General features: G+C 59.7%; 11 protein-coding genes. 8 read left to right on the top strand and 3 right to left on the bottom strand.

Going from position 1 to position 12678, the window contains the following annotated elements; genetic code table 11:
• Positions 1 to 255 precede the first annotated feature (255 nt).
• Complete coding sequence (pobA, locus tag VJV58_RS17995; RefSeq protein WP_324138717.1) at positions 256 to 1425, bottom strand: 4-hydroxybenzoate 3-monooxygenase; 1170 nt, start codon at positions 1423 to 1425, stop codon at positions 256 to 258.
• 132 nt (positions 1426 to 1557) lie between these two features.
• Between pobA and VJV58_RS18000 the strand changes: the two genes are divergently transcribed.
• The 8 genes from VJV58_RS18000 to VJV58_RS18035 all read left to right on the top strand — a co-directional run bounded on the left by VJV58_RS18000 (position 1558) and on the right by VJV58_RS18035 (position 9855).
• Positions 1558 to 2574, top strand: a complete 1017-nt coding sequence (locus VJV58_RS18000) for a TRAP transporter substrate-binding protein (protein ID WP_324138718.1) — start codon at positions 1558 to 1560, stop codon at positions 2572 to 2574.
• Between the two features lie 79 nt (positions 2575 to 2653).
• Entirely contained in the window at positions 2654 to 3163 is a 510-nt protein-coding gene (locus VJV58_RS18005) for a TRAP transporter small permease (protein WP_324138719.1), read from the top strand.
• A gap of 4 nt (positions 3164 to 3167) precedes the next feature.
• Positions 3168 to 4487: a TRAP transporter permease gene (locus tag VJV58_RS18010; RefSeq protein ID WP_324138720.1), complete on the top strand. Its 1320-nt coding sequence runs from the start codon at positions 3168 to 3170 to the stop codon at positions 4485 to 4487.
• Between the two features lie 38 nt (positions 4488 to 4525).
• Positions 4526 to 4987: a DUF3237 domain-containing protein gene (locus VJV58_RS18015; protein ID WP_414641524.1), complete on the top strand. Its 462-nt coding sequence runs from the start codon at positions 4526 to 4528 to the stop codon at positions 4985 to 4987.
• A gap of 1179 nt (positions 4988 to 6166) precedes the next feature.
• Positions 6167 to 8044 (top strand): feruloyl-CoA synthase, encoded by a 1878-nt coding sequence (locus tag VJV58_RS18020; RefSeq protein WP_324138721.1) that lies wholly within the window; start codon positions 6167 to 6169, stop codon positions 8042 to 8044.
• A gap of 33 nt (positions 8045 to 8077) precedes the next feature.
• On the top strand, positions 8078 to 8839 hold the full coding sequence (locus VJV58_RS18025; protein ID WP_324138722.1) for an SDR family NAD(P)-dependent oxidoreductase: 762 nt from the start codon (positions 8078 to 8080) through the stop codon (positions 8837 to 8839).
• Between the two features lie 20 nt (positions 8840 to 8859).
• Positions 8860 to 9279: a thioesterase family protein gene (locus tag VJV58_RS18030; protein ID WP_324138723.1), complete on the top strand. Its 420-nt coding sequence runs from the start codon at positions 8860 to 8862 to the stop codon at positions 9277 to 9279.
• A 57-nt stretch (positions 9280 to 9336) separates the two neighbouring features.
• On the top strand, positions 9337 to 9855 hold the full coding sequence (locus tag VJV58_RS18035; RefSeq protein ID WP_324138724.1) for a MarR family transcriptional regulator: 519 nt from the start codon (positions 9337 to 9339) through the stop codon (positions 9853 to 9855).
• A gap of 34 nt (positions 9856 to 9889) precedes the next feature.
• Here the strand turns inward: VJV58_RS18035 and VJV58_RS18040 are convergent, their stop codons facing one another.
• Both VJV58_RS18040 and VJV58_RS18045 read right to left on the bottom strand, forming a co-directional pair.
• Positions 9890 to 11185, bottom strand: a complete 1296-nt coding sequence (locus VJV58_RS18040; protein ID WP_324138725.1) for a glycerate kinase type-2 family protein — start codon at positions 11183 to 11185, stop codon at positions 9890 to 9892.
• Between the two features lie 123 nt (positions 11186 to 11308).
• Complete coding sequence (locus VJV58_RS18045) at positions 11309 to 12538, bottom strand: ABC transporter substrate-binding protein (RefSeq protein ID WP_324138726.1); 1230 nt, start codon at positions 12536 to 12538, stop codon at positions 11309 to 11311.
• Positions 12539 to 12678: the final 140 nt, after the last annotated feature.

A 12678-nucleotide genomic window follows, 5' to 3' on the forward strand; every position in this document is an offset into this window, starting at 1 on the left:
TCCGATGATGACAGCTTTCTCGGTTCGCTTCGAATACAACGGCTCCCATGGATCGGTGAGGGGGCTTTGCCGGAAGTGACGCTCGAAACCTTCGGGGACCTCTGTATTCACGTTGACCATATTCACGTTGACCATGACGGAAGCTCGCGTGTTCTGATGCAATCACCAGCATTAGCGCGAACCCTGGGTCGATTTCACCGCTTACAAAGTTTTAAACGTGTTTCGCGAGTGCCGCAGCCGATTTCGCGCGGATGCCTAATAGGGCAGGCCGACGTAGTTTTCCGATAGCGACGTCGAGGCCGCCTTGGAGCTGACGAGATAGTCGAGCTCGGCAAGCTGAATGCGCGCACCGAATTCGCCTTGATCGGGAAACTTGTGCAGCATCGAGGTCATCCACCAGGAGAAACGAACCGCCTTCCAGACCCGCGACAACGCTTTCGCGGAATAGCCGTCGATCCCTGCGGAAGACCTCTCGTCGTAAAATTCACGAAATGCCAGCGAGAGATAATGCACGTCACTGGCGGCGAGATTGAGTCCCTTGGCGCCGGTCGGCGGCACAATGTGCGCGGCATCGCCGGCCAGGAACATCCGGCCGAACCGCATCGGCTCGGCCACGAAGCTGCGCAAAGGCGCGATGCTCTTTTCGATCGAGGGTCCGGTGACGAGGTCGTCGACCGCTTTGCGGTCAAGCCGCCGTTTCAGTTCATCCCAGAATCGATCGTCCGGCCATTGCTCGATGCGATCCTCAAGCGGACATTGCAGATAGTAGCGGCTGCGGTGCGTCGAGCGCATCGTGCAAAGCGCAAACCCCCGCGCATGATTTGAATAGATCAATTCGTGCGAGACCGGCGGCGTTTCCGATAGAATCCCGAGCCATCCGAACGGGTAGATCCGCTCAAAGGTCTGGATCGCTGAAGCCTTCACGCTCGCGCGGCTCACGCCATGTGAGCCGTCACAACCCGCGATGAAATCGCAAGCGAGCTCGTGGGCGACGCCATCCCTTCGATAGCTTACGCGCGGATGATCAGTATCGAAATCGTGCGGCATGACGTCGGCGGCTTGATAGATGCTGGTCAGACCCGCCGCTTTGCGCGCGTTCATCAGATCGAGGGTGACTTCGGTCTGGCCGTAGATCATTACAGTCTTCCCGGTGGCGGCCTTCATCGCGATCCGATGCCGCGCGCCGCCGAAAGCCAGCTCGATTCCTTCATGGACGAGTCCCTCGCGGTGGGCGCGCTCGCCCGCGCCGACTTCATCGAGCAGGGCCACCGTGCCCTCTTCGAGCAGACCGGCGCGGATGCGACCGAGCACATAGTCGGGCGTCTGGCGCTCCAGGATGACATTGTCGATTCCGTAAGCGTGAAGCAATTGCCCCAGCAGCAATCCCGCCGGCCCCGCGCCAATGATTGCTACTTTCGTCCGCAAATACTTGCCCCTCTGTTTGTAATAGGCTTGAACTGAGCCGGTGCCAGCGGCCGCGCGTGCTTGCAATGATGGTTATATCATATAACAATAAGTGCAAAGGTCATTCAGCCTGCATCAAGGGAGAAGATGTCGATGAGGAAGACGTTCTTGGCGTTGCTGTTGGCCGCCAGCGTGACGCCTGCATTCGCGCAGGAAAAAACTTTCGAGCTGAAGTTGTCGCACTGGGTGCCGGCATCGCACCCGCTGCAGAAGGCGCTGGAGGACTGGGGCGCTGCGGTTGAAAAGGCATCCGGGGGCACGATCAAATCCAAGGTCTATCCCGCGCAGCAGCTCGGCAAGGCGTTCGATCATTACGACATGGCGCGCGACGGCATTGCGGACATTACCTATGTCAATCCCGGTTACCAGCCGGGCCGTTTTCCGATCATCGGCGCGGGTGAACTTCCGTTCCTGATGTCACAGGCCAAGGGCGGCTCGATGGCGCTCGATGCGTGGTACCGCAAATATGCCGAGAAGGAGATGAAGGATGTCAAGTTCTGCCTGGCCTTCATCCATTCGCCGTCCTCATTTCACTCGCGCACCAAGAAGATCGTAGTGCCTGACGACGTCAAGGGCATGAAGATCCGGCCTGCCCATGCCACCATGGCCAATTTCGTCACGCTTCTTGGCGGCACTAATGTGCAGTCCTCGGCACCGGAAGTGCGCGACATTATTGAACGTGGTGTGGCCGACGCTGTCACATTCCCTTGGGGATCACTGGTGCTGTTCGGCATCGACAAGGTGACGAAGTACGATATGGATGCGCCGCTTTATGTCACGACATTTGCTTTCGTGATGAACAAGGACAAATACAACCAGATGTCGGACCGCCAGAAAAAGGCGATTGACGACAACTGCAATACCGAGGCCGCAGGCCGGGTCGGCGAACCGTGGGGCAACTTCGAAGATGCTGGAATCGAGAAGGTAAAGGCGGAGGAAGGTCACGAAGTCTACAAGCTGACACCGGACCAGACTGCATTGTGGAAGAAAGCGTCAGAGCCGCTGATCAAGACCTGGGCGGAAGGCGTCAAGAAGACCGGCGTCGATCCGGATGCGGCCATGAACGAACTGCGCGCCTCGCTCACCAAGTACAACGCACTGGCGCAGTAACCGTCACCGACTATTCAGGCTGCGGCGACGGAATCTTCTGTCGCCGTTTTTCTTCAACCGGCCGTCATCTGGAGCGGACATGAAGCGTGCCTCTATGGATCGTTTCATCGATACCATCGAATGGATCGCGGCCGCCTTCGTCGGCATCGTAGCCGTCAACATCTTTCTGGCGGTGCTGCTGCGCAATCTTTTCAACTACTCGATACCGGATTCGTTCGATATCGGCCGCATGCTGCTGGGTATTCTGATCTTCTGGGGGATCGCCGCCACCAGTTATCGCGGGACGCACATTACGGTCGACCTGGTGTGGGCCAATGTAGGCCCGAAGTACCAACGCATCATCGATGTGTTTGCGACGCTGGTTCTTTTGTTCGTGGTGACCGTGCAAACCTGGACATTGTTCGACAAAGTCCGCGGTACCTATAACGACCACGTCACCACATTCGACATGCACATGCCGACTTGGCCTTTTTTCGCGATCGCCTGGGCCGGCGACGTTTCCGCGGTCCTGTTGATTGCAATCCGCACTTATCGGCTGGTTTTCCATCCGGAACAGATGCACGACCCCCAGCTCAAGGCCACGGAATAACGCCATGAGCACAGATGCCGTCGCTCTCCTGGGATTTGTCGCGCTGTTTGCACTGATGCTGCTGCGCGTGCCCGTTGGAATGGCAATGGGGTTGGTCGGCGTCTCCGGCTTCAGTTACCTGGTCGGCGGCACGCCGGCTTTGAAACTGGTTGGCCAGACCTCGATGCGGACCGTGACCGACTATACGTTCGGGGTCATTCCGATGTTCCTGCTGATGGGTACCTTCGTCAGCAATTCCGGCATGAGCCGCGACCTGTTCCGTGCAGCAAACGGCTTTGTCGGGCATCTGCGGGGCGGCTTGGGGATTGCGACCGTCGCCGCCTGCGGCGGGTTCGCTGCGATCTGCGGGTCATCGGTTGCCACCGCTGCGACGTTTTCCGCCGTCGCCTATCCGGAAATGCGTCGCTTCGGATATCCGCAATCCTTTGCGACCGGTGTGATCGCTGCAGGCGGCACGCTTGGAGCCATGTTGCCGCCTTCCACGGTGCTGGCCGTGTACGGCATCATCACCGAGCAGGATATCGGCAAGCTGTTCATCGCCGGCATTATTCCCGGCCTGCTCGCGATGACGATGTACATGATCACGATAGCGCTGATCGGCTATTTCCGTCCGGGATTTTTGCCCAAGGGCACCTACACCACCTGGCGTGAGCGGATGGCCGGTCTAAAGGACATTTGGGCGCCGGTGCTGCTGTTCGTGTTTGTGATTGGCGGGCTTTACGGCCTGCCATTCCTGCCGCGCTTCACGCCGACCGAAGCCGGCGGGGTCGGAGCAACCGGCGCGTTCCTGATCGGCGTTCTCACCGGACGGCTGGACAAGGAAAAGATCCTTGCCTCGCTGCTGCAGGCGACGCGGACCGCGGCCGCGGTGTTCACGGTTTTGATCGGAGCGCTGATTTTTGGATATTTCCTGACGGTGACGCAAACGCCCCAGAAGGTCACCGAATTCCTCACCGGGCTTGGCCTTGGCAGCTACGGCGTGCTTGCGCTCATCATGCTGATGTACCTGGTGCTCGGCTGCCTGATGGACGCGATGGCGATGATCATCCTCACGGTGCCGATTATTTTTCCGGTCATCTCGCATCTCGGGTTCGACCCGATCTGGTTCGGCGTCATCATCGTCATGACCGTTGAGCTCGGCCTGATTCATCCGCCCGTCGGGATGAACGTGTTTGTGATCAAGAGCGTCGTCAAGGACGTGTCGTTTGCCACCATCTTCAAAGGCGTGATCCCGTTTGTGGCGACCGATCTGGTTCGACTCGTCATCCTGATCCTATTTCCGTTGCTGGCGACCTGGTTGCCGCAACGCATGATGGTTCACTGATTTCGACTGCCCTAAAGCCGTGAAGCTTGAGGTGACTGATGGCGCCCGTGCTGCAAACCAGATATGCGTTTACCATCACTGCCTATATCGGCGAGGTCACGTCCGCCGGCGACATCGGTCATGGCGTCCGACGGATTATCCCGATTATCGGCGGAGAGGTTCGCGGGCCGGACGTTAACGGCAACGTCTGCGCGTTCGGCGCTGACTTCCAGGTCATCCGACCCAACGAGCTGATCGAACTTGAGGCGAAATACGCCTTCGAGACCGATGATGGCGCGGTGATCTACGTCGAGAACAGGGGTATTCGCTTCGGCCCGATCGGGCTGTTGCAGAAGCTCAAGCGTGGCGAGCCGGTTGATCCCAATTTGATTTATTTTCGTACCGTGCCGAAATTCGAAACCGGGGCGGAGAAATATCGCTGGCTGATGGAATCACTGTTTATCGGTTCAGCCGCGCGTCACGCTGATCGGGTGGTGATCGATGTGCATCAGGTGCTGTGAGTGCTTTTCGTACCCTTTGTGGAGACCTTCGGTCGAAGAAACAGTGCCAACTTTGCCCGACGGTCAAATCAGCTAGTTCGCTGTCCAGCCCCTGTTCGCGAAAATATTTCCGTTCTCGCCTGACGCAAATCACTTCATAAGCGCCGCCGTCTCGGTCCATCGAGGGGCGATCGCGATCGTCACGAACGCGGGGCGGGATGCGATGGACGCTGATGTGCCGCTGACGAACGGCACGTGAAGCGGACGACGAAATCGTGTGGTTCTGACGCCTCGACGCTGGCGTCAAGTTGGCGGGAGGTGTCCCGCCGATGACGGTGACAACAAGCCCGATCACCGGGGAGATCACGTTATAAGTCGTAAAACCATTGCGCGGGGAATGCCGGATGATTTCGGTGAACCTGTGGTGACTTACTCGTATGCTTTTCTATTTTGCATGCGAGGCTGCGGGTGCATCGTGCGCCCGGCATTCCCTGCGCCCTCTGAGTTTCAGATGGCTCTACACGTTGGCCAACTCGCGCGGGAATGCGCAGCGAGATCGGAGAGGTGTGGGTGGTGTGTGAATTTGACATCGGTCTTCATCCCTCCCCCGATCTTAGTGGGGAGGGCGGCGCGAAGCGCCGGGTGGGGGTAGCTCGCGAGGCATGAAATAACCCTCCACCCGTCACATCGTTCGCACCGCTCACGATGTGCCCTCCCTCCCCACAAAGTGGGAGGGATAAGAAAGAGCGAGCCGTCATTGCGAGGAGCGAACTCGACGAAGCAATCCAGCTTTTTTGTTGGCGTGTCGGCCCATGGATTGGTTCGCTTGCGCTCGCAATACGGATTCAAACTTCCTGTCGCTTCTCCTCATATTGACTCCCGGTCTATGGTTATAGATTATAATTATTACACTGAGAGGCCGCTTTTACCCGATGGCAAACCCGACAGCGCCGTGGCTTCACCCGATACCTGACCAAAGAAGGCGGCGCGCTGACAAAGGCAATGCATTGGCTGAGCAGATCGCCAGTAATTCGCCGCTTACGAATTCGCTGTGCTGCAGGCAATGCTTGTGAGTCCCCGAGGCCAATTTCCAAACCGGGCTGCTGATGGAATCCTGGATGGTGACGCGGGTCCAAAGCGACAACGAAGCGAAGCGCCCGGGCGTCGCTCGGCCGCAAGGCCAATGCGAAGCCCCCTGACATGAGCGCAAAATCCAATACAGCCGTTCCGACCGCGCGAAACGCCGCGCCGCTGCGCCCGATTTCGTTCAGCGATCCGGCGGTCACGGTCGGACGGCGTCACGACGGAATCATTTATCTCCGCCCCAAGGCGGAGCTCGGCGAATATCCGCCTCGGCTGACCGATCTGCTGCATCATTGGGCCAGCGCCGAACCCAATCGCATTTTCATGGCGGAGCGCGACCGTGACGGCGGATGGCGGCAGATCACCTATTCGCAAATGCTTGCCGCAAGCCAGCATATCGCCTCCAGCCTGTTAGCGCGCGGCCTCTCGGCCGGCAGGCCGGTCGTGATCCTCTCCGGCAATTCGATCGATCACGCGCTGGTCGCGTTCGGATCGCTCTATGCAGGCGTCCCATTCTGTCCGGTGTCTCCGGCCTATTCGTTGATCTCAAAGGACTACGGCAAGCTTGGCTTTCTGATGAAGCTGCTTACACCCGGGCTTGTATTCGCCGATGATGCGGACACGTTCGCGCATGCGATGGCAGCGAACGTTCCAGCGGATGCCGAAATCGCCGCCTCCCGCGGTGTGCTGTCCGTCCGAGATGTAACCACCCTGGCTGAGTTGAAGTCGACACCGCTGCATCCATCGCTGGATGCAGCTCACGATGCAATCGGGCCGGACACGATAGCGAAATTCCTGCTGACGTCGGGATCGACGGGCAATCCAAAGGCCGTGATCAATACTCAACGGATGCTGTGCGCCAATCAGGTGATGATCCGTGAAACAATGGCGTTTCTAAAGGACGAGCCGCCGGTGATTGTCGACTGGCTGCCATGGAATCACACCTTCGGCGGCAATCACAATATCGGACTGACGCTATTTAATGGTGGATCGATGTATCTCGATGCCGGCAAGCCGATGCCCGGCGGCATCGAAGAGACGGTGCGCAATCTCGCCGAGATTTCCCCGACGGTATATTTCAATGTCCCCAAAGGATATGAATCGTTGCTGCCATATTTGCGCGATGACAAGGCATTGCGCGCCAGATTTTTTCATCGGCTGCACGCGATGTTCTTTTCCGGAGCGGCGATGTCGCCGTTTGTTTGGAACAGTCTCGACGAACTCAGCGTGCAGGAGACCGGCTTTCGCGTACCCATGCTGACCGGACTCGGCGCCACGGAAACAGCCCCCTTTTTCATGTCGGCCAATCCGCTCACGAGCCGCTCAGGTCATGTCGGGCTGCCGGTGCCCGGCAACGAAGCGAAGCTTGTTCCAACTAACGGCAAGCTCGAGGTTCGCGCCAAGGGACCGAACGTCACGCCTGGCTACTGGCGGCAGCCGGAACTTACCGCCGCCGCATTCGACGAAGAGGGCTTTTATAGATTGGGAGACGCGATCAAGCCGACGGACCCGGATGATTTCAACGCCGGCTTCGATTTCGATGGCCGCATCGCCGAAGATTTCAAGCTCGCCAGCGGCACCTGGGTGAGCGTAGGACCGCTGCGCGCGCGCTTTATTGCGGCCTGCGCGCCATTGGTGCGCGACGTGGTGATTGCCGGGATCAATCGCGACGAAATATCGGCGCTGGTCGTTCTCGATCTCGATGGCTGCCGGCTGATCAACCCAGCGCTTCCGCCCGACGATGTTGCCATCACGGCGGCGGACCCCGCGATCCGCGATGCGTTCCGCGAGCGGTTCGCAAAATTCACGACGTTATCGACCGGCTCCTCGACACGGATTACCCGCGCGGTCCTGATCGACACGCCGCTCTCGATCGATCGCGGCGAAGTCACCGACAAGGGCTCGATCAACCAGCGTGCCCTGCTGAACGCGCGGGGCTCCCTCATCGAGGCATGTTATTCACCCACACCGCCAAAACACGTGATCGCGCTTTAGCTAATTCGAAATCAATCACCCGAGGGGTCTAATATGCAATTGAAAGATCAGGCCGCAATCGTCACCGGCGGTGCATCTGGATTAGGTGCTGCGACCGCGCGCAGGCTCGCTGCCCAAGGCGCCAAAGTCGCCATCTGCGATCTCAATGCCAAGCTCGCCGAAAGCGTTGCCGCCGAACTCAAGGGAATCGCGGTGGTCTGCGATGTTGCCGATGCGGCCTCGGCGGAAGCCGCGATTGCCACCGCGACCAAGGCGCATGGAGCGGCGAGGGTGCTGGTCAATTGCGCCGGTATCGGTGTTGCGAAACGGGTGATCGGCCGCGACGGGCCAATGCCGCTTGCCGATTTCGACAGGGTGATCCGGGTCAATATGATCGGCTCGTTCAACATGCTGCGGCTTGCGACCGCCGAGATGTCAAAGCTCGATCCGCTATCGACCGGCGAGCGCGGCGTGGTGATCTCGACCGCGTCGGTCGCGGCGTATGATGGCCAGATCGGTCAGTCAGCCTACTCGGCCTCGAAGGGCGGCATCGTCGCAATGACGCTACCGATCGCGCGCGAACTCGCGCAGTTCGGCATCCGCGTACTGACCATTGCGCCGGGCCTGTTCCTCACGCCGCTGCTGGCAAATCTGCCGCAGGAGGCACAAGACAGCCTGGCCGCATCGATTCCATTCCCGCGCCGGCTCGGTCAGGCCGACGAATTCGCCTCGCTGGCGCTGCACATGATCGACAATCCGTATCTGAATGGCGAAGTCGTGCGGCTCGATGCCGCGCTGCGCATGGCGCCTCGATAGTGGCGCGATAGAGCACCGGCATGTTCGTCAACCGCAGAGACGTGCAGATTCAGTGGGGCGACTGCGATCCCGCCAATATCGTCTATTACCCGCGTTACTTCGAAATGTTCGATGACTCGACCTCGATTATGTTCGAGGCCGCCGGTTTTTCCAAGCAGGACATCATCAAGAAATACGGACTGGTTGGCATCCCGATGGTGGATACGCGGGCGAAATTCTATGTCGCATCGACTCATGGCGACTGGATCGCTATCGAGACCCGCGTGGAAAGTTTCAAGCGCTCCAGCTTCGAGGTGATCCACAAGGTGTTCAAAGGCCAAGTGCTCGCCATCGAGGCATTCGAGACCCGTGTGCTGGTGGGGCGCCATCCGGATGATCCGGCGCGGCTGAAATCGGCAGCGGTGCCGCCGGAAATCATCAAGAAATTCATGCAGGGGTGAGCCTGCAACACTCGGCCGTATCGGCCGGCAAACCTGACCTCGATTGCGAGCATCGCGATGACCGTTTCAAAAGCCGCAGCGGCGACAGCCGGCAAGACGTCCCGCATCACCGGCAAGCAGCCTGCGGAGGTGGCGGGAGCGGCTTCGATGCAGATGGGCGAACTATCCGAACTGTTGGGGTATTCGCTCAAGCGCGCGCAATTGAGGATTTTCGAACATTTTCTTCGCTGCGTCGCGCCGCTGCAACTGACGCCGGCGCAGTTTTCGGTGCTTTTGCTGCTCGACAAGAATCCTGGCCGCAATCAAACCGAAGTCGCCAATACGCTCGGAATTTTGAGGCCGAATTTCGTCGCAATGCTCGACAGCCTCGAGACGCGCGATCTCTGTACGCGGATACGCTCGACCAGCGACCGCCGCTCGCACATTATCGTTTTGACCGAGAAGGGACGGGCGGTGCTGGCGCGAGCAAAGAAGCTGGTGGCCGCCAAGCATGAGACGCGTATCAACGAGATCTTGGGACCCGCGAAGCGGACCGCGCTGCTGGAAATGCTGGCGACCATCGCACGCGAGCTTTGAGGCGATGTCTTTTCAAGCGATGTCTTTACAAGCGCTAGGCCATCCGGTTCCCGTCCACCAGGATGGCCCTGATGTCATTGACGTTCGTCAGCGTCGGACCGGTCAACAACAGATCGCCGGTCGCTGCAAAGAAGGCAGTGGCATCGTTGTTGTCGAGGTAGGCTGCAGGGTCGAGGCCGAGCGATTGCATCCTGATAAAGGTGTGATGATCGATGATCGCTCCGGCGGGGTCGGTCGCGCTACCCGCGCCACCATCGGCGCCATCGGTATCCGCCGCGAGCGCGGAAATTCCGGAGGTGTCCTTGAGCAATGCGGTCAGCGCCAGCGCATATTCCTGGTTGGGACCGCCGCGGCCATTGCCGCGCACGGTGACCGTGAGTTCGCCTCCGGACAGGATCGCGACCCGTCCGCCTTGGCTGCGCGCCTTCAGCGCGAGTCCAGCATGATCGGCGGCGACACTGCGCGCCTCGCCCTCGAGATCGGCGCCGAGGTCGATGATATCGTAGCCGGCGGACTTGGCCGCCGCGATCGCGGCGTCGAGCGAGGTTCTCGGCCGTGCGATGATTTCAAATTGCGCGCGCGCAAAGGCCGGGTCGCCGGGCTTGCAGCTCTCGTTGCCGGCATCGTCCAGCGCGCGGGCGATCGCGTCCTCGAGCCTGAGGTCGTACTTGGCGACAATGGCGCGCGCATCGGCAAGCGTGGTTGGATCCGGCACGGTCGGCCCGGAGGCGATCGCGGATGCATCGTCATGCGGAACATCCGAGATCGCCAGCGTTGCGATTTCGGCGCGCTTGCCGGCGCGCGCCAGACGGCCGCCCTTGATCCGCGACAGGTGCTTGCGAACGGTATTGACCTCTCCGATCGGCGCGCCCGAGCGCAACAGCGCCCGGGTCAGCTGCTGTTTCTGCGCGAACGACACGCCATTTACGGGTGCGATCCAGTTGGCGGAGCCGCCGCCCGACAACAACACCAGCAGCAGATCGTCGGCGCCGGCGTCCTCGGCCAGCCGCAAAGCTTGCTCGGCGCCTTTCAACCCCGCCTCGTCAGGAACGGGATGACCGGCTTCAATCACCTCGATCCGGCGCGTCGACACGCGATGGCCGTGACGCGTGGTCGCAACCCCAAGGAGAAGCGAGGGCGCGAGTCCAAGTTCGTCGAGATAATACCGCTCCGCGGCCGCTGCCATCGTCGCTGCCGCCTTGCCGGCGGCGAGACATATGACCCGGCCTTTCGGCACCGGTCTCAGATGCGCGCGCAGCACGATGTCAGGGTGCGCCGCGGCTACGGCCGCATCGAAAATCGCGCGCAAGAGAGGGCGTCGGTCGGTCATGGCTTCACTGGAATTGAGCTAGAAACATCCAACGACGGTTATCACGTCGATTGGGCCAAAAGAAAACCCCCGCAGCAAGCTGCGGAGGTTGCAATAGCTAGCAGCAGGGCGCCGTTCGGCCGGTTAGCCCCCGACGTCGCCAGAGACGATGTCGCCGAACAGCTCCCACTTGTCGCCCTTGAATTTCATCAGTTGAAGCTGGCTGATGGGAGCGAAATCGGTCGGACTGGTGTTGATTTTGATGCCGGGCAGCAGGACTTCGGTGCGGAAATCCTTCAGGCTCGCTGCCTGTTTCATGATGTTCTCGCGGGTGAGATTGTCACCGCATTGCTTGAGCACCTGAACCAGGGTTTGCGCAACGCCATAGCCGACCACCACCGAGCCATCGAGCTTGTTGCCCTCCGGAAAGTCCTTGGCGAGAAAGTCGAGAAACTCTTTCATCCCCGGGTCCTTGTCCCACTGCGGATCCGAGACATCCTTCAGATAGGCGGCGGAAATGATATCCTGAGCGTTCTCAAACCCGGCCGGCTTGATCACGCTGCCGACCGAGGCCGAGACGTTGTTGAGGATGTGGAGCGGCTTCCACCCGATCTCGGCGATTTTCTTGATCGCCTGGGCAGCGAACTTGGGCGTCGAGATATTGACGAACACATCGGCGCCCGTCGATTTCAATCTGACGATATGAGAGTCGACGGTCGGCTCGGTGGTCTCGAAGCTTTCCTCGGCGATGATCATCGAAGCGGCCTTGCCGCCGAGCCCGTCCTTCAGGCCCTTCAGGTAGTCCTTGCCGTAATCGTCGTTTTGATACAGCACCGCGATCTTGGCGGCGGGTTTCTCCTTCAGGAGATATTTGGCGTAGATCCGCGACTCGCTCTGATAGTTCGGCTGCCAGCCCATGGTCCAGGGGAAGTCCTTCGGATCATTCCACTTGGTGGCGCCGGTGGCGACGAACAGCTGCGGCACCTTTTTGGCATTCATGTATTTGTGAATCGCCGAATTTGGCGGCGTGCCGAGCGAATTGAAGATGAAAAGCACCTCGTCACTTTCGACCAGCTTGCGCGCCTGCTCGACCGTCTTCGGCGGGCTGTAGCCGTCGTCATAGCTGATGAAGTTGATCTTGCGGCCGTTGATGCCGCCGGCATCGTTGATCTTCTTGAAATAGGCGGCTTCGGTCTTGCCGATCACGCCATAGGCGGAAGCCGGGCCGCTATACGGCATTATGTTGCCGATCTTGATTTCCGTATCGGTGGCGCCGGTATCGTATTTCTTTTGAGCGAGCGCGCCACTGGCCGAGGCCGCGAGCACAACGAAGGCGGTCGAGGCAATAGCGAGGCTGCTGGTACTAAAACGCATTCCGGATCTCCCTTTGAAAATTTGCGCGTGAAGTTGCTGTGTTGATTCAAAATTTTTGGTGGCGCGGAACAATTCAATACGATTTGATCGCGGGCATCAAGAAAAAGCCCCTGCGATGCGGCGCAGGGGCTTGCGTCTTT

The organism is Bradyrhizobium sp., from assembly GCF_035273305.1.
Lineage (GTDB): Bacteria > Pseudomonadota > Alphaproteobacteria > Rhizobiales > Xanthobacteraceae > Bradyrhizobium.